Source organism: Pseudoalteromonas luteoviolacea (genome assembly GCF_001696455.1).
GTDB lineage: Bacteria > Pseudomonadota > Gammaproteobacteria > Enterobacterales > Alteromonadaceae > Pseudoalteromonas > Pseudoalteromonas luteoviolacea_C.
The window spans coordinates 1-16702 of record NZ_MAUJ01000020.1 but is presented as its reverse complement, the minus strand read 5'-3'; the positions used below and the strand labels follow the sequence as shown (position 1 = coordinate 16702).

The window sequence follows — 16702 nt, the reverse complement described above, 5'->3', positions numbered from 1 at the left end:
TTCGCTCAATAGCAATACAGGCCGTGGTAACGCTAACTGATGCAGATTCGATTAGCAAAAAGATGCGATAAACTCATAAAAAAAAGCGCTTACGCGCTTTTTTTATGAGTTTATGATTGCACTTAACTGCGCTTCTTTATTGACAATATCTTTGTACAAAGCAAACTGATTTCGTGCGCGTTCTAGGTTATGTGTGTCATGTTTTACTGCAAAGTAATTGTCACCATCCAGATAATCCGTCAAAAAGCGAATGCCTATCATAAATGGCATTACTTTGGCGCCTAATATAAAGCTGCGCTTTTCCGCTTCAGTCAGCTTATCGGCTACAGCCGATATATAACCCTTTACAATCGCTTCAAAGATATTGATACGAACAACTACATTACTCAAATTGGTTGAGTCTTCTTGCTCTGGAGAACAAAAGGTGCGTACCATATCGCCAAAGTCATATAACCAATAACCTGGCATACACGTGTCAAGGTCGATAACCGCTTTCGCCGCATTGGTCTCCGAGTTGAACAGCATGTTATTAATTTTTGTATCATTGTGGCATACACGCAGCGGTAAAGTCGCTTCCACAACGTTGACTTCTTGTGCAAGCTCAAACTGAGATTCGCAGAATGCAATATCTTCAAGACAAGATTGACCACGTCCAAGAGGGTCACTCTCGATAAGTTCTTTCAGCTTTTCTATGCGCATACTCAAATTGTGAAAATCAGGGATCACAGTGTTTAGTTGCGTCGCATCAAAGTCATTCAACGCATTTGCAAAACCACCAAATGCACCTGCTGCAGTTTGCGCCTTCACGGCACAATCAACAACATCTTCGCTATAGCTTTTTCCTATAAATTCCAGTGCACGCCATACATCATCTTGGTAATTTACCAAATAATCACCAGCAGTGGTTGCGACGTGTTTTATGATCCCTAAACCATACGTGCCTGACTGTGCTTTAGACGCCAAATGTTTTTCGATTAGGCGAGCATTACCAACCAGCTGCTCCGGCTTGGGGAACACAGTGGTATTTAACTTTTGAACGACAAGCACTCTTTTGCCGTCCGTCAAAAGCATAGTAGTGTTAATATGCCCACTTCCAATAGGTTTCATTGAGATCTCTTCACCTGACAGACCGTACTGTCCAGCTAAATGCTCAGCGATCGAACGATATTCCATACTTACCTTGTAAATGGGTGTAGTAATTAAACTTCCGGCTAATTCATCCGTGACGTAGTTCATGTATTTTTCCTGCGACACTGTCAATTTCTTCTTTATAAGTAACACCAAACCATCGATCACGCGACGAGTATACACGGACGGTAGTTTGCTCTAAATTAATCATGTGCTGAATGCAATCAGGTAGATAATACTCTTTTTTGACATCGCTGTCATGAGATTCTAAAAAGCGTTCAAATTGAGACTCTAAATGCGTGAACAATGTTTGCGTTATTCCCCAACAGGTCATCGAAGCTAGAGCACTTTCATGAATCGATTTTAACTGCTTATCATGTACCCCAGTAAAGCCAAATTCAGCGTGTTTGATATCTGTATATTCCTGGACTGACACAAGGTGGTTATTATGAAGCTTACAAACACCTCTATTTACACCGCCCACTTCAGACATCGTTTGTGATAAAGGATAGGCTACTATTGCCATTTTGCTAGTATCATGATTTGCAGAGCAAAAATGCTCAACGAGCTGTACATATGCATTCGGTCCATAATAGTCGTCAGCTGTAATGACGATTGCATTACCTGATACAAATGGTTTTGCACAGAGTAACGCATGCCCGGTACCCCAAGGTTTTTCACGATTTGCAACAATCGAGGCAAACCTGCTCGGTACTAACCCTACAGACTGCTCGACTAAATCTATTCGCAAGCCAGTTGGTAATCTGGGTAGCACTCTGGACTCCACCACGTCCCTTACAGTTTCATTGATGACTAAGACTATGTGCCTTACACCAGCGTTATAAGCATCGATAATGCTGAGTTCCATGATTGTTCTGCCTAGCTTTGGTAGTTCTGCTATTTGCTTTCCTCCACCAAAACGCGTGCCTAAGCCGCCAGCCAATACAACCAATGAAGGTAGTGCTGCATATGTCATAATAAATTCACTAGCAATTTATTTTAAGTTCAAGGAGTCTACCTAGCTTTTTCACAAATTTAAAGCAGTTGCAAAAATTGCATTGTTCCAAATACAATTTTTGCATATTTAGTGCTAACTATTATTAGTGGACGCACATATCAATTCAAAAGCGTTGGCATAAATATTTTACTTCTAGATATTCATCAATCCCTTCTGCTCCGCCTTCTCTGCCAAGGCCTGACTGCTTCATCCCTCCGAATGGCGCTGCTGGATTTGAAATCGCACCTTCGTTTATACCTATCATTGCAAAGTCAAGCACCATAGAAACACGGTGGAGCAAGTCAATATTAGATGAATAAACATATGCCGCTAGGCCAACGTCTACGTCATTCGCCATATTAACGACCTGCTCTTCGGTTTGAAACTCAATCACACTTACGATAGGAGCAAATATTTCCGTGTTATATATCGCCATAGCTGGCTCTACATTTTCGAGGATCACCGGTGATAAATAATTCCCGGTTTGGCTCTCTCCTTGATAAACAATGTTTGCACCGTGCTTGCATGCATCATCTAATAAACTCAAGGCTTTTTGTTTTGCTGCACTGTTTATTAACGGGCCCAAATCTACATTTTCACCTAAGCCATCACCGATGACTAACGTTTGCAGTCGACTTTTCAACATCTCAATAAATTGAGACTTGATCGCACTGTGTAAATAAACTCGATTCGCCGCAATACATGTTTGGCCGGCATTACGAAACTTCGCCATCATCAGCCCTTCTAAAGCGGCCTCCAAATCAGCACTTTCGAAAACAATAAACGGCGCATTTCCGCCCAGCTCTAGGGATGTACGCATTACAGACCGTGCGGTTTGCTCAAGTAATAACTTACCAACAGCTGTTGAGCCAGTAAATGTCAGTTTACGTACTGAAGGGTGGCTATTTAATTGCGTCACCAAGTCTTGAGGCTTAGATGTTATGAGTATTTGAAAGGCACCGGGTTCGAAGCCTGCTTCCAGCGCTAGTTTCGCCAGCTCAATGGCGCTTAAAGGGGTTAACTCTGAGGGTTTTAAAATAAAACTACACCCAGCAGCGTAGGCGGGCGCAACTTTGCGCGTTATCATCGCCAAAGGAAAGTTCCACGGCGTTATACCCACAACGACACCAATACCTTGCTTTAAAGTTCTTAGTTGATGATGGATGGTTTGCGCTGGAATAACTGCACCATTCGTTCGCTCAGCCTCTTGGGAAAACCATTTAACATAGCCTGCCGCATACATAACCTCAGCCAGCGCTTCCTTAAGCGGTTTCCCCTGTTCTCGTGTAACCAGTTCAGCTAGCCGCTTTTTATTCTGTAAAATAAGCTGATACCAACGAAACAGAGTATCACCCCGAGCTTGTGCTGTTGTGCTTTTTAATTCAATAAAGCAATTATTAGCACATTTAATTGCACGCTCAGCTGCGTGTTCATCCACCTCTGAGACTCTGGCTATTAACGCGTTATCTACTGGGTTTCGAACATCAAGCATGGCAGTGCTTTGATGGGATTGGCCATTTATTATGGAGTACGTTGTGTTAGTTTCATTAGACATATCTATGTGCTCCAAACAAAAAAGGCCGTAGTGATTAACTACAGCCTTTTGTTTAAGTAATAATTTTATTAGTGCTCTTCATTCACGATATTTAGGTTGTATTTTGGTATTTCTACAACCAAGTCTTCATCGTTTATCACAGCTTGACAGCCTAAACGAGACTCAGGCTCTAAGCCCCAAGCTTTATCTAGCATATCGTCCTCTAACTCATCACTTTCTTCCATTGAGTCGAAACCCTCACGGATAACAACATGACAAGTGGTACATGCACATGACTTCTCGCATGCGTGAGGAATACTAATACCATTTTTTAACGCAACATCTAGTACTGTATCACCAGATTTAGCTTCTATTGCCGCGCCCTCTGGACATAGCTCTTCATGGGGTAAAAAGATAATTTGTGGCATTTTAAACCTCGTCTACTGACTGACCTTGCAGTGCCTGTTTAATTGATACATCCATGCGGCGTGATGCAAACTCACTACTTGCATCATCCACCACTTCAATAGCTTGCTTAATTTCTTCAGGCTCAGATGCATTTAATCGCTTGTCATCTAACATCGCCATCGCAGTACGCAATGCTTGTAGCTCACCTTCATTGAGCAAATGAGATTCGGTTTCCAATGAAGCCTCTAAAGCTTCTAATACTCTCAGCGCTTCGACTTGTTGCTCTTTCAACATACGCGCTTGCATATCTTCTTTAGCAAAACTCATGGAATCTTTCAGCATTTGTGCGACCTGATCGTCACTTAAACCAAATGACGGCTTCACTTGAATTTCAGCCTGAACACCCGTTGACTTCTCCATTGCAGAAACACTCAGTAACCCATCTGCATCAACTTTAAATGTAACACGTATATGAGCAGCACCTGCCGCCATAGCCGGAATACCTTTTAAGCTAAACTTGGCCAAAGAGCGACAGTCATCTACCAGCTCACGCTCACCTTGCAGCACATGTAGAGACATTGCGGTTTGACCGTCTTTAAATGTGGTAAATTCTTGAGCTCGTGCGACAGGAATAGTGGTATTACGAGGTATAATTTTCTCAACCAACCCACCCATCGTTTCTAGACCCAATGACAGTGGCAATACATCTAACAGCAGCATATCTGAGTCAGGTTTGTTACCGGCCAGAATATCAGCTTGAATCGCAGCCCCAATTGCGACAACGCGGTCTGGGTCAATTGACGTCAGCGGTTTTTTATCAAAAAACTCACCCACAGCCTCTCGGATCACAGGCATACGCGTCGAACCACCAACCATAACTGCTTCAAGGACTTCTTCTTTGGTTACTTCGGCATCTTTTAAAGCACGGCGACATGCTCTTAGAGTTTGTTTAACAAGGGGCGCGACAAGCTCAGCAAACTGCGCTTGCGTGATAGTAACTAAATGCTCTGTTTCACGCAGAGGTAATTTAACATTTGCTTTTTCATAGCTGCTGAGCGCTTCTTTACACGCCTTCGCTTTTTGAATTAACAAACGCAATTCATGAGGTGTTAAATCACTGAGGTTTAATTCAGATTTAAAGTGCTCTACTAATATCGCATCGAAATCGTCACCACCTAAACTTGAGTCGCCACCCGTTGCCAATACTTCAAATACGCCTTGGTTTAAACGCAAGATGGAGATATCAAATGTGCCGCCCCCTAAATCGTATACAGCGATCACACCCTCTTGACCAGAGTCTAAGCCATACGCCACTGCGGCTGCTGTCGGTTCATTTAATAAACGTAATACTTTAAGCCCTGCGATTTCAGCTGCGTCTTTCGTACTCTGCCTTTGTGCATCGTCAAAATAAGCGGGAACTGTGATTACGCTACCAACAATCTCTTCACCACCAAAGCTGTCTGTCGCTCTTTGATAAAGAGACTTTAAAATTTCAGCAGAGGCCTGAATTGGATTGATAGGACCTGCGACAGTGCTGATCGCCAAAGCACCTTGGTGATCAACAAACTCATACGGGAGTTGCTGATATCGTGCTTCAACTTCAGTAATCGACTTACCTAAAAAGCGTTTCACAGAAATCAGTGTATTCGTCGGGTCTTCAACCGCAGCCAACTGAGCGTCTTTACCTACGGTAATCGACTCTGCGTGATAACGCACCACCGAAGGCAACATCGCTTCACCATTCAGATCAGGCAGAGCTCTCGCTTCTCCGCTTTGGACCGTCGCAACCAGAGAGTTAGTGGTGCCCAGATCGATACCAATCGCGAGTTTATGTTCATGTGGTGCCGCGCTCTGCCCCGGCTCAGCAATTTGCAATAATGCCATAGTATTCTTTTAACTTAAGTAGTGACGCTAAATTAGTCGAGAAGATTGTCTTCAATACGAGACAATTCTTCACGTAACTTATAAATAAACTTTAGTTTGCGAACATTATCCGCAGCGACTTCTAGTACAGATATATCTTGTGCTATCAACTGCTCAGACAGCTTCTCACTGTACTGCTTGTCTAACAGTTTTATTTGCGATTCAAACGCATCAATTTCAGATTCAGGGTCTGAGCTATGCTGTATGTCTTCCAGCGCTTCGCGAAGCTCCATTTGCTGCATCAAAAATGCTGGATCTTGCAATGTTTGTTGCTCTGCACGTATATCTACGCCACGTTCACTCAACATATACTCTGCTCGCTTCACAGGGTGTTTGAGCACGGCGAGTGCGTCATTTATCTCTGAGGTTTTTTGCACGGCTAGCAGCTTTTCACGCTCGCTTTTACCAGCATATTTGTCAGGGTGTACCGCTCTTTGCAGCTCTAAGTAACGTTGATTCAATTGTTTTAAGTCAACGTTATAAATTGCAGGCAAATTAAATAATTCAAAATATCGCATACGGACCTAATACAGCAAAGCCCTACCAAGGCAGGGCTTTAGCTCAAACTAATATCACAGGCTAAACAGTAAAGCTTTCACCACACCCACATTCGTCTTTCTGATTTGGGTTTGTAAATTTAAACCCTTCATTCAGACCTTCTTTGGTGTAGTCTAACTCTGTGCCATCGATATAAACCAAACTTTTTGCATCAACGATGATTTTAACGCCCATTTCTTCGAACACTTCATCACCCTCTGCAAGCTCATCGACGAACTCGAGAACATATGCAAGACCTGAGCAACCTGTAGTTTTAACACCCAAACGCAAGCCAATGCCCTTTCCTCGATTCGTGAGGAACGTTTGTACTCGATTTGCTGCTGCTTCAGTTAATGTCACTGCCATAATCTATCTCTTACTTCGCTTGTTTGCTTTTGTAATCTGCAATCGCTGCTTGAATAGCGTCTTCAGCAAGAATTGAACAGTGGATCTTCACCGGTGGTAGCTCAAGCTCTGCTGTAATGTCTGTATTTTTAATTTCAGCTGCTTGGTCTAATGTTTTGCCCTTCACCCATTCGGTTACCAGTGAAGACGAAGCAATTGCACTACCACAGCCGTAAGTTTTAAACTTAGCGTCTTCGATAACACCTTCATCAGAAACTTTAATTTGCAGCTTCATTACGTCACCACACGCCGGCGCACCAACCATACCAGTTGCTACATTCGGGTCGTTTTTGTCTAACGTACCTACGTTACGTGGGTTTTCCACGTGGTCAATTACTTTATCACTATATGCCATAACTCTTTCCTCACTAACCGCTTATATACCTGCTACAGTGTCAATATAAGCTGACTTGCTTAATGGTGTGCCCACTCAACTGAATCTAAATCGATACCCTCTTTAAACATCTCCCAAAGCGGAGACATTTCTCTTAGGCGGCCGATGGAGTCTTTGATTAGCTTAATGGTGTAGTCAATTTCTTCTTCTGTCGTAAAACGTCCGATGCTGAAACGAATTGAACTGTGTGCCAATTCATCATTGCGACCTAATGCACGTAATACGTATGAAGGTTCAAGGCTTGCCGAAGTACATGCAGAGCCTGAAGATACAGCAATATCTTTAACGGCCATCAAAAGTGATTCACCTTCAACATAGTTAAAGCTGATGTTCACAATACCTGGGACAGACTGGTCGACAGTGCCATTAAAATACACTTCTTCCATATCCATAATGCCGTCAACTAAACGCTTGCGTAATGCGCTGATATGCGCATGGTCTTTATCAAAATCTTGTCTAGCAACACGGAAAGCTGAACCCATGCCGACGATTTGATGCGTTGCCAATGTACCTGAACGCATACCACGCTCATGGCCACCGCCGTGCATTTGCGCTTCTAGGCGAGCACGAGGTTTACGGCGAACATACAGTGCACCAATCCCTTTAGGGCCATATACTTTGTGACCAGAGAAAGACATGAAATCAACTTTTAGTTGTTTCATATCAATTGCAACTTTACCTGCACTTTGTGCACCATCTACGTGGAACATAATCTTGCGCTCACGACACATTTCGCCGATAGTCGCAATATCTTGAATAACACCTAGCTCGTTGTTCACATGCATAACACTAATTAAGATCGTGTCTTCACGGATTGCGTCTTCAAGCTTTTTAAGATCCAAAAGGCCGTTTTCTTCAACGTCCATATAGGTTACTTCAAAACCTTGGCGCTCTAACTCGCGACACGTATCAATGACAGCTTTGTGCTCAGTCTTAACGGTGATGATGTGCTTACCTTTCTTTTGATAAAAGTTAGCCGCACCTTTGATAGCAAGGTTATTTGATTCTGTTGCACCCGATGTAAATACAATTTCGCGAGGGTCAGCATTTATTAAATCAGCGATATCATTACGCGCTTGGTCTATTAACTCTTCGGCCTGCCAACCAAAACGGTGTGAACGGGACGCAGGATTACCAAAATTACCATCCATTGTCAGGCATTGCATCATTTCGTCAGCAACACGCTGATCAACCGGCGTGGTCGCAGCATAATCTAAATATATCGGTAATTTCATTTCTTTCTCCGCTTGACGCCAAACTAAAGTTGGCAACTCACTTGAATATTATCTAATTGCTTCATCGCATCGCTAACGCTTCTATCCTGACGTGACGCAACGGATTGCACATCAGAGTTGGCGACTAGCTCGGCAAGGGAAATACTGTTTAAAAACTCTTCAATTCGCACGCTAAGATCTGACCAAAGTGTGTGAGTCAGACAACGCATACCACTTTGACATCCGCCCCCCTCGCCATGACAGCGAGTTGCGTCTACTGATTCGTCTACAGCATTAATGACATCTCCAACGGAGATTGTGTGTGCATCTCGGCCCAGTAAATAACCGCCACCAGGACCTCTAACAGAGCTCACAAGTCCATGCTTGCGTAATCGCGCGAATAATTGCTCGAGATATGATAGAGATATTTCTTGTCTCTCAGAAATATCAGCCAGAGGCACAGGACCGATGTTGGCGTGCAAAGCAACATCAAGCATTGCTGTCACTGCATATCTGCCTTTTGAAGTCAGTTTCATACGCGCCTCTAGGTAAATTTATCAAAGTCGCAAATTGTAATTACCTGACTAAGATAGTCAAGTATTAACGACGTCTATTGCTTATTAAATAAGTTACTACTTACTTAGCACCTATTTTTCGTAATACCTGACTAATTTAATCAGGTATTACGCACATTGTAATTACCCGAGTAATTTAGTCAAGTATTACCGTGTTGAAACTAATTAATCTTTCGTGTTCTGTTTGGTAGATTTGTTTACAGAGCTAAGGATACCTCTGAGAATGTTCAATTCTTGATCTTCTGGTCTTGCGCGATTAAACAAACGCTTTAACTTCGTCATCACCATGCCGGGATGCTGTTTCACAATAAACCCTGTCTCACTGAGCGTCGACTCTAAGTGCTCGTAGAATAACTCCATCTGCTCTGAAGTTGGGTATTTCGTATCATCTTCTTCAGGCTGCGCTTCTTGCGTATCTAAATACGTCATCCGCGTTTCATAAGTTAGCGTCTGCACGGCCATAGCTAAGTTCAGCGAGCTATATTCAGGGTTTGCAGGGATACACACGTGATAATTACACAGCTGCAATTCCTCATTGGTTAACCCACTATTCTCTCGACCAAATACCAAAGCAACAGGTCCAGATGCAGATTCAGCCACGAGCTTTTGTGCGCATTCTCGCGGGTCTACCATTGGCCATGACAGAGTACGTGAGCGCGCACTGGTGCCTATTACTAAACTACAATCTGCAATCGCATCTTCTAATTTTTCAACCGTAACGGCATTACCTAGTACATCCGTTGCGCCTGCTGCCAATGCGCTGGCATGACTATCGACCTCACACGCAGGGTCAACTAAATAGAGCTGTGAAAAGCCCATCGTTTTCATTGCGCGTGCAACCGAGCCTATATTTCCAGAGTGTGAAGTGTTCACAAGTACGATTCTAATATCTTGTAATGCCATGCTTGTTTATCTCAGACAAAAATAATGGCCTAGTTTAACATAGGGGCATAGAACGATACCATCATCACGTCTGTATAAAAAAACACCAAAATTATTCACTGAAAGTTATTTACTTTATCCAAAAAATCGCTAGAATACGCCGGCTCAAAAAATTTAGTTCTTTTACAATTCAAAGGTAATGCTATGCATCCAATGTTAAACATTGCGGTACGCGCTGCGCGTAACGCGGGTAAAGTGATCTTACGTGCATGTGAAGATTTGTCTCAAGTTGAAGCAGCCCAAAAGGGTACTAACGACTTCGTAACAAGTGTAGACACAGAAGCTGAACGTGTGATCCGTGAAACTATTCTAAAATCTTACCCTGACCACGCAATTGTTGGAGAAGAACTAGGCCACACTGATGGCAAAGACAATGATTACCTTTGGGTTATTGATCCACTTGATGGCACAACTAACTTCATCAAGGGCATCCCTCATTTCGCGGTGTCTATCGCATTAAAAGTTAAAGGCCGCGTTGAACAGGCAGTAATTTACGACCCTGTTCGCAGTGAACTTTTCACCGCTTCTCGTGGTCAAGGCGCTCAGCTAAACAACAAACGTATTCGTGTTACCAAAAGCAACGAGCTTGCTGGTAGCGTGTTGGCAACAGGCTTCCCGTTCAAACAAAAACATCACTTAGATGCGTACACAGAAGCATTTAAAGCGCTATTCATCCACACGGCTGATATCCGTCGCGCAGGTTCTGCTGCATTAGATATGGCTTACGTCGCTGCAGGCCGTATTGATGGATTCTATGAGATTGGTCTAAAACCATGGGATACAGCAGCTGGTGAGTTACTTGTAAAAGAAGCTGGCGGCATGCTTATGGACTTTGCGGGCGGCGCTAATTACAACAACAGCGGTAACATCGTATGTGGTGCGCCAAAGCTTTGTCAGGCGATTGTAAAAGAAATTCGCCCAGTTTTGACTGAGTCATTACTAAAATAAGTTTGATAGCGACTTTTGAAAAAAAACCCAGGCAACGCCTGGGTTTTTTATTAAGTGCAATTTGAACTTAAAGACTACTTGATTTCAACGCGCTGTGAACGCATCACGACTTCGTCATTTAGCTCAATACCGATACCCGGCTCCTCAGAAACTTTAAATATGCCATTTTGCGGCTGCGGATCTTGTAAGCACAGCTCTCTATTCCACTTTTTAATTGCGTAAGTGTGATGCTCGTGAATCAAAAAGTTAGGAATGGCGCTTTCAAGGTGCAATGACGCAGCAGTAGCAACTGGGCCACCACAAACATGGGCTTGTATTCTAATATCAAAGATATCTGCGTAATCACACACTTTTTTAGTTTCTGTAAATCCACCACACAAACCGATATCGGGTTGCAATACATCGATACTTTGATCTTCAAAATACGGGCGTACATCCCAACGATTGTATAATCGCTCACCACCGGCAATTGGCACGGCCGTTTTGTTCGCAACTTTTGCATGTAATGAGTGGTTAAGGTAGTTCACCGGTTCTTCGTAGTACATACAATCAAACTCTTGTGCAATTTCAGCGATTTGAATTGCAGAAGTTGCACCTGGCAGGCTGTGACATTCAAAAATGATATCCACTTCATCGCCAACGGCTTCACGAATTGCTTTCATACGCTCGCGATATAACTTCATTTCTGCGCGAGAAATCAGCTTTGTGCGGTCGTAGTAAGTATTCCCATCTTTATCGTACATGATAGGGTCAACTTTAACTGCGTCATAGCCTTCTGCAAGTGCTTTATGTGCTGCTTCAGCATATTCATGCGGCTGCACAAGGGCTTTGAACTCACTGTCCCAGTCAAACTGTAACTGAGAGGCATAAGTGCGCAACTCTGGGTTTACTTTACCACCAAGGAGCTGATAAACAGGTAAATTAAGTGCCTTACCTTTGATGTCCCAAAGCGCAGTATCAATGGCGCTCATAGCGGCATAAACAACGGGCCCACCACCGAGTCCCCAAAAGCTTTCACGCAACATGCGTGACCAAAGCAGCTCCGTTTGAAATGGGTCATGACCGATTAAAAATGCTTCAGCCATCTCTTTAATCATGCTTGCAGCTGCGCTGTGTCCTAAATCATACGCAAGCCCAGCCTCGCCAACCCCTGAAATACCTTCGTCCGTATGAATACGGACAAACACTGGGGTCCAAGCTGGTCTATCTGGACAATGAATATCAAATACTTCGACGCGATTTACTTTCATTTTGACTCCTATTGAGCAAAGCCAGGATCTAAGCGGTGCGCTTTTCTGAGCATTGCAGGCCAAGCCAATTGACCACCAGTACTTCCACTGTGTACAACCTTAGCTTGATTATAAATATTATCTTGAATAGGCTGAGGAACCGGAATTGCAGGTTGGCCAGTTGCCAAAATAGCAACTTGAATTTCGCATGCTCTTTGCAAATCATAAAAGCGCATGAAGGCATCACCTACCGTCGGTCCAACAGTTAATCCACCATGGTTTACTAACAACATATGATTGGTATTGCCCAGATCAGCTTGTAACCGTGCTTTCTCGTCATCGTTTACAGCCAATCCTTCATAGCCATGGTATGACAGAGAAGGAAGCGAGAACATGCTATGCTGGCTAAGTGGCTGCAAGCCACCTTCTAAACTCGCCACTGCAATCGTCTCTTTGGTATGTAAATGGATCACACAGTGAGCATCTTCGCGCACTTCATGGATCGCGCTGTGGATAGTAAATCCAGCAGGGTTAATTTCAAATGGCGTATCGTCAAGGATATTACCTTGTAGATCGACCTTAACGAGATTCGACGCAGTGACTTCGTCAAAACTGAGGCCAAACGCATTTACAAGGTAGTGATCTGTTCCCGGTAACCTCGCAGACATATGTGTATATATTAAGTCACCCCAACGAAAATGCTCAACCAAGCGATAACAGGCTGCGAGATCAACGCGCAACTGCCATTCTTCTTCGCTTACTTTACCTTTTAAATTCAATTCAGGTAGTTCAAACATCTCGGCTCCTTAAATCCGCCATGGTGATTTTAGATGTATAGAAGTCTAAATCACATAAAAAAATAGTTCAATACGCAGAGTACGCCCTACGTTATTTAATTAACAACTAAAAAGCACCTAAAACGGTGGCTTTTCAATCAAAAGAACAGCTTATTTTACTGTCGATAGGTACTCAGCTATCGCTGTTAATTCGGCATCAGAAACATTGGCAACCATTGCTTTCATCGCCGCAGACATGCCGTTGCTCCTTTTACCTGATTTGATGTCCTTCATTTGAGCCAGCAAATACTCTTTACTTTGCCCATTTACTTTCGGATATAAAGGCATAATAGGTGCTTTACCTTCAGCTCCATGGCAAGTTTGACAGAGTTTTGCTGTATACAAAGCTTTACCATCGGCAGCCGCAGCGGTGCCTGAAAGTAAAGTGATGGTTGCTATGCCGGACGCGATTACGAGTTGCTTTAGTTTAGTCATATCGTTTCTCTTATTTGACGGTTATTTAACCAGTGTAGTAGACCAAATGCTTCTCTACACAATTACTTATCCAGATTAGAAAGCGAACCTAACCAGTAAAAGAAACGAGCTAATCAATTTACCAAGTCAAATCGTCAGGCACTTCATACCCTGCATACGGGTCGTCTTCATCAACTTGGTTACTACTGTCTTCAACATGGAAAACAATGTACTTTTCGTCTACTTCTGCAACTTTTCTAGCTGGTTCATCTTCTAGAACATAAAACTGCCCTTCAAGCACACAAATTGCCAATCGCCCTTTTGACAAAGCTTGCTGAGTTTTTTCGTTTACATCCAGCTCTTTAATTTTGCTTTCGTAAGTGAAATTAAATGTTCTGTCGCCCTTAATTTCATCTTGGTTATGGTGCTCTAAGATTTGCTTGACGCGAGCAACTTGCTCTCGCTCTTTCAAGTCATCTTGCTTTGCTTTATTTAACGCTTCAGCTTTTTGTTGCTGTGCGAGTTTTGTCTGCTCTATATGTTTTTGCAGATCCGTTTGGTCGCTAGTCGCGCCTTTCTTTTTCTTCTTTTTCTGTTGTTTGCGCTTTTCCGTTTTAGCGACTTTCATCTTGTGCTCGGTCGTCAAACCTGCTTTTAAAAGCTGATCCTGTAGAGAACCCATAATGCCACTCCATCAATCTAAACTTGCAGCCATTTTAATAAAAAAATTAGTAAATCTCTAAACAATTTCACCAACTGACGGCAAGTTTAAATACACTTTGATGGTTTTTTTGTTTTTTAACTCGGACCTCAGCATAAAATCTACCAAAGTGAAGAATAAAATTTATGATGCACAACAAGTTTTTATTACATATATGCAGATTTATTGCGTCAAAAGTAGATAATTAGATTGGTAATTTTACTGAAAGAATAAGAATGTCCATATTTCATCTAATGCTTTGCTCTGTGGCTACATTTTTTGTGCTCTATGCACCACAGCCACTGCTTGCGCAATTCGCTCAGCAATATGCCATAACGCCCGCTAAGACCGGCTTATTAATGACTGTGACAATGCTCCCTTTAGCAATTGCACCAATCTGCTATGGGTTGCTTCTGGCCAATCACTCCAAGTTAAAAATACTCAAAATTTCCATGCTGCTATTAGCTTTTTGTTCTGTATTTATTTCTCTTCAACAGCACTTTGAGCTCTTTTTGCTATTACGCTTTATCGAAGGTTTGCTGCTACCAGCTGCTTTAACAGCAATGACAAGCTACATAGGGCAAACATGGCAAGGACAATGCCTGAGAAAAAACATGACTTGGTACGTTGGCAGCACCATTGCCGGAGGATACTTTGGGCGAATACTCGCCGCAAACTTTGCGGCATGGTGGAGTTGGGAAAGCTTTTACCTATTTAATGCAGCGCTGTTAATATTATTTACCCTATGGATTAAACCCAAAAAAACGCCAGACGTACACGCGCCCCCCCGCCCTTTATCTTCGCCACTTGAGTACTTGCGGCCACTCCAACATAGGCCTTTGCTGCGCCTTTACAGCGCTGTATTTTGTATGTTTTTTTGTTTTTCTGCACTTTTGAATTACCTCCCCTTTATTCTCAGTAATGAGTACAAATTGACAGATCCAAAACTGATTGGTTGGGTATACAGTGGATATTTAGTCGGGGCTTTAATATCGATGAGCACACCTTTTTTACACAAATTACATCCAAATAATTGGGTTGTACTCAGTGCTGTCTTTTGTGTATACAGCGTCAGTTTAATACTCATGCAGTGGCAAAGCTTAGGTATACTTATTACTACCTTCACACTCTTTTGTGCATGCATGTTTATCATTCATGCCAGTGCAGCGCCCTTGGCAAATGAAATCAGCTCCGCTCATACAAGTATCACAAATGGTGCTTATGTATCCTTTTACTATAGCGGTGGTGCGCTTGGGTCATTTTTGCCGGGGCTTATTTATCAAGCTTTTGGGTTACAAGCATTTTTGCTGAGTTTACTACTCGTCTGTGTCATTGGCGGCTATTTAACCTGGCTTAATCATCGTGTAGGCAAGTCGACCCAGTGTGGTTGATGACCTGTTTTAGCCCAAAACTTTTTCAAGTCATCTAGATGAAGCACCCAGGTTTTGTCATTCTCAAAAGGATGGCACTGCCATAAAGGCGTATTTTCCAACGCTTTATCAAGCCACAGCTCCACTTGCTGAGTATCATCATTCTCTATCGCAAGCGCTGAGACACAACCGGGTTTAACTTTTAAGAATTTAGCAAGTCGTTCAGGAGAGCAAAAACCGAGCCGTGACACCCCTTGCTGTTTTGATAGTAATTTTAAATCCAGTTGCTTTTGGGCGAGGGTAATCACGAGGAAGTGTCGTTTCCCATAATTATCTCTCAAAAATAGATTCTTCAGGCCCGTTCCTTCACGCTTTAGGCCAATACTTTTTGCGACATCACAATTGGCCAACGGGGGATGCTCATAACTCAAATAATCTATATTCAGTGCTTGCAAACTTTGCGCAATCTCAGTGTGCGAAGGCAATGTCACAGACAATGCCCTCTCAACTGAACGCTGCGTTGTCGCCAATACACATTGTCAATGTTATAACCGGACTGACAATAAGCTTCTTTTACTAACGTTTCCTCTAACAACTCGACAGCGGTCTCTTCTAGTGCGAGTTTCAATTCTGGCGACTCTTCGACGCGCTTAAATTCTGCAAACTCTTTAAGCTCTTTTTTTGAAACAGGTTTATTTTTAGCCAGCTCCATCCTCGGCGTCGCTTTAACAGTTACAATAAAAGCAAACTCAAAGGCACCTTGGTCGCTTGTTCTTTTGTGAAATGTCTGTTTTTCTATTTCAAAAGCTTCTTCAGGCACTGAAGTACAGGCAACAATCGAGCTCGATAAAAGCAAAATCAATAAACGCTTCATAATCTTCCTAGCTAAAAATTTGTTCCAGTGTATCAAAGCCCAAACCGCTTGTAAGAAAATTTTTTAGCGAAAAAACTTGACGTCGCAACGAAAAGTATTTAAATTGCGCCTCGTCCAAAAGACATGTTGGGGCTATAGCTCAGCTGGGAGAGCGCCTGCCTTGCACGCAGGAGGTCAGCAGTTCGATCCTGCTTAGCTCCACCAATTTCTTTTGCGATATTCCCAAGTAAAGTGGGGCTATAGCTCAGCTGGGAGAGCGCCTGCCTTGCACGCA

Annotated in this window: 19 protein-coding genes and 1 tRNA gene; 3 read left to right on the top strand and 17 right to left on the bottom strand. The window is 42.9% G+C overall.

Annotated features, from left to right (window positions below; genetic code table 11):
• Positions 1-102: 102 nt before the first annotated feature.
• The 11 genes from A7985_RS24835 to trmJ all read right to left on the bottom strand — a co-directional run bounded on the left by A7985_RS24835 (position 103) and on the right by trmJ (position 10018).
• Entirely contained in the window at positions 103-1173 is a 1071-nt protein-coding gene (locus A7985_RS24835; RefSeq protein WP_065793091.1) for a phosphotransferase enzyme family protein, read from the bottom strand.
• Between the two features lie 43 nt (positions 1174-1216).
• A complete protein-coding gene (locus A7985_RS24830; RefSeq protein ID WP_065793076.1) occupies positions 1217-2104 on the bottom strand; it encodes an NTP transferase domain-containing protein in 888 nt (295 codons plus the stop codon).
• Positions 2105-2249: 145 nt separating this feature from the next.
• Positions 2250-3680 carry an NAD-dependent succinate-semialdehyde dehydrogenase gene (locus A7985_RS24825; RefSeq protein ID WP_065793075.1) on the bottom strand — a complete coding sequence of 477 codons (1431 nt, stop codon included), beginning with the start codon at positions 3678-3680 and terminating at the stop codon, positions 2250-2252.
• Positions 3681-3748: 68 nt separating this feature from the next.
• Positions 3749-4087, bottom strand: coding sequence for an ISC system 2Fe-2S type ferredoxin (gene fdx, locus A7985_RS24820; RefSeq protein WP_063374543.1), 339 nt, complete (start codon positions 4085-4087; stop codon positions 3749-3751).
• A gap of 1 nt (position 4088) precedes the next feature.
• Positions 4089-5951 (bottom strand): Fe-S protein assembly chaperone HscA, encoded by a 1863-nt coding sequence (hscA, locus tag A7985_RS24815; protein ID WP_065793074.1) that lies wholly within the window; start codon positions 5949-5951, stop codon positions 4089-4091.
• Positions 5952-5983: 32 nt separating this feature from the next.
• Entirely contained in the window at positions 5984-6508 is a 525-nt protein-coding gene (hscB, locus tag A7985_RS24810) for a co-chaperone HscB (RefSeq protein WP_065793073.1), read from the bottom strand.
• Between the two features lie 61 nt (positions 6509-6569).
• Positions 6570-6893 carry an iron-sulfur cluster assembly protein IscA gene (gene iscA / locus A7985_RS24805; RefSeq protein ID WP_065793072.1) on the bottom strand — a complete coding sequence of 108 codons (324 nt, stop codon included), beginning with the start codon at positions 6891-6893 and terminating at the stop codon, positions 6570-6572.
• A gap of 10 nt (positions 6894-6903) precedes the next feature.
• A complete protein-coding gene (iscU, locus tag A7985_RS24800) occupies positions 6904-7287 on the bottom strand; it encodes a Fe-S cluster assembly scaffold IscU (protein ID WP_063358837.1) in 384 nt (127 codons plus the stop codon).
• Between the two features lie 59 nt (positions 7288-7346).
• Complete coding sequence (locus tag A7985_RS24795; RefSeq protein ID WP_065793071.1) at positions 7347-8561, bottom strand: IscS subfamily cysteine desulfurase; 1215 nt, start codon at positions 8559-8561, stop codon at positions 7347-7349.
• A gap of 23 nt (positions 8562-8584) precedes the next feature.
• Positions 8585-9076: a Fe-S cluster assembly transcriptional regulator IscR gene (iscR, locus tag A7985_RS24790; protein WP_063374549.1), complete on the bottom strand. Its 492-nt coding sequence runs from the start codon at positions 9074-9076 to the stop codon at positions 8585-8587.
• Between the two features lie 204 nt (positions 9077-9280).
• Positions 9281-10018, bottom strand: coding sequence for a tRNA (cytosine(32)/uridine(32)-2'-O)-methyltransferase TrmJ (gene trmJ, locus A7985_RS24785; protein ID WP_065793070.1), 738 nt, complete (start codon positions 10016-10018; stop codon positions 9281-9283).
• A 183-nt stretch (positions 10019-10201) separates the two neighbouring features.
• On the opposite strand from trmJ, the gene suhB reads away from it, so the two are divergent.
• Positions 10202-11005, top strand: coding sequence for an inositol-1-monophosphatase (suhB, locus tag A7985_RS24780; RefSeq protein WP_065793069.1), 804 nt, complete (start codon positions 10202-10204; stop codon positions 11003-11005).
• A gap of 74 nt (positions 11006-11079) precedes the next feature.
• Here the strand turns inward: suhB and A7985_RS24775 are convergent, their stop codons facing one another.
• The 4 genes from A7985_RS24775 to A7985_RS24760 form a co-directional block, all read right to left on the bottom strand.
• Positions 11080-12255, bottom strand: a complete 1176-nt coding sequence (locus A7985_RS24775) for a mandelate racemase/muconate lactonizing enzyme family protein (protein ID WP_065793068.1) — start codon at positions 12253-12255, stop codon at positions 11080-11082.
• An 8-nt stretch (positions 12256-12263) separates the two neighbouring features.
• Positions 12264-13031 carry a class II aldolase/adducin family protein gene (locus A7985_RS24770; RefSeq protein ID WP_065793067.1) on the bottom strand — a complete coding sequence of 256 codons (768 nt, stop codon included), beginning with the start codon at positions 13029-13031 and terminating at the stop codon, positions 12264-12266.
• A gap of 150 nt (positions 13032-13181) precedes the next feature.
• A complete protein-coding gene (locus A7985_RS24765) occupies positions 13182-13505 on the bottom strand; it encodes a c-type cytochrome (protein WP_065793066.1) in 324 nt (107 codons plus the stop codon).
• A 118-nt stretch (positions 13506-13623) separates the two neighbouring features.
• A complete protein-coding gene (locus tag A7985_RS24760) occupies positions 13624-14166 on the bottom strand; it encodes a DUF2058 domain-containing protein (protein WP_065793065.1) in 543 nt (180 codons plus the stop codon).
• A 254-nt stretch (positions 14167-14420) separates the two neighbouring features.
• Between A7985_RS24760 and A7985_RS24755 the strand changes: the two genes are divergently transcribed.
• Entirely contained in the window at positions 14421-15575 is a 1155-nt protein-coding gene (locus tag A7985_RS24755) for an MFS transporter (RefSeq protein WP_065793064.1), read from the top strand.
• On the opposite strand, the gene A7985_RS24750 is transcribed toward A7985_RS24755, so the two are convergent.
• Complete coding sequence (locus tag A7985_RS24750; protein ID WP_081310732.1) at positions 15542-16045, bottom strand: prolyl-tRNA synthetase associated domain-containing protein; 504 nt, start codon at positions 16043-16045, stop codon at positions 15542-15544. The two genes, A7985_RS24755 and A7985_RS24750, sit on opposite strands and share 34 nt — an antisense overlap.
• Entirely contained in the window at positions 16042-16428 is a 387-nt protein-coding gene (locus tag A7985_RS24745) for a hypothetical protein (RefSeq protein WP_065793063.1), read from the bottom strand. The genes A7985_RS24750 and A7985_RS24745 overlap by 4 nt, the downstream gene beginning before the upstream one ends.
• A gap of 128 nt (positions 16429-16556) precedes the next feature.
• Here A7985_RS24745 and A7985_RS24740 point away from each other — a divergent pair.
• Positions 16557-16632, top strand: a tRNA-Ala gene (locus A7985_RS24740).
• The last annotated feature ends 70 nt before the right edge of the window (positions 16633-16702 follow it).

Coding starts and splice junctions, on each gene's coding strand:
- A7985_RS24835 (WP_065793091.1), bottom strand. CDS start 1,173: ATGGAATATCGTTCGATCGCTGAGCATTTAGCTGGACAGTACGGTCTG.
- A7985_RS24830 (WP_065793076.1), bottom strand. CDS start 2,104: ATGACATATGCAGCACTACCTTCATTGGTTGTATTGGCTGGCGGCTTA.
- A7985_RS24825 (WP_065793075.1), bottom strand. CDS start 3,680: ATGTCTAATGAAACTAACACAACGTACTCCATAATAAATGGCCAATCC.
- fdx (WP_063374543.1), bottom strand. CDS start 4,087: ATGCCACAAATTATCTTTTTACCCCATGAAGAGCTATGTCCAGAGGGC.
- hscA (WP_065793074.1), bottom strand. CDS start 5,951: ATGGCATTATTGCAAATTGCTGAGCCGGGGCAGAGCGCGGCACCACAT.
- hscB (WP_065793073.1), bottom strand. CDS start 6,508: ATGCGATATTTTGAATTATTTAATTTGCCTGCAATTTATAACGTTGAC.
- iscA (WP_065793072.1), bottom strand. CDS start 6,893: ATGGCAGTGACATTAACTGAAGCAGCAGCAAATCGAGTACAAACGTTC.
- iscU (WP_063358837.1), bottom strand. CDS start 7,287: ATGGCATATAGTGATAAAGTAATTGACCACGTGGAAAACCCACGTAAC.
- A7985_RS24795 (WP_065793071.1), bottom strand. CDS start 8,561: ATGAAATTACCGATATATTTAGATTATGCTGCGACCACGCCGGTTGAT.
- iscR (WP_063374549.1), bottom strand. CDS start 9,076: ATGAAACTGACTTCAAAAGGCAGATATGCAGTGACAGCAATGCTTGAT.
- trmJ (WP_065793070.1), bottom strand. CDS start 10,018: ATGGCATTACAAGATATTAGAATCGTACTTGTGAACACTTCACACTCT.
- suhB (WP_065793069.1), top strand. CDS start 10,202: ATGCATCCAATGTTAAACATTGCGGTACGCGCTGCGCGTAACGCGGGT.
- A7985_RS24775 (WP_065793068.1), bottom strand. CDS start 12,255: ATGAAAGTAAATCGCGTCGAAGTATTTGATATTCATTGTCCAGATAGA.
- A7985_RS24770 (WP_065793067.1), bottom strand. CDS start 13,031: ATGTTTGAACTACCTGAATTGAATTTAAAAGGTAAAGTAAGCGAAGAA.
- A7985_RS24765 (WP_065793066.1), bottom strand. CDS start 13,505: ATGACTAAACTAAAGCAACTCGTAATCGCGTCCGGCATAGCAACCATC.
- A7985_RS24760 (WP_065793065.1), bottom strand. CDS start 14,166: ATGGGTTCTCTACAGGATCAGCTTTTAAAAGCAGGTTTGACGACCGAG.
- A7985_RS24755 (WP_065793064.1), top strand. CDS start 14,421: ATGTCCATATTTCATCTAATGCTTTGCTCTGTGGCTACATTTTTTGTG.
- A7985_RS24745 (WP_065793063.1), bottom strand. CDS start 16,428: ATGAAGCGTTTATTGATTTTGCTTTTATCGAGCTCGATTGTTGCCTGT.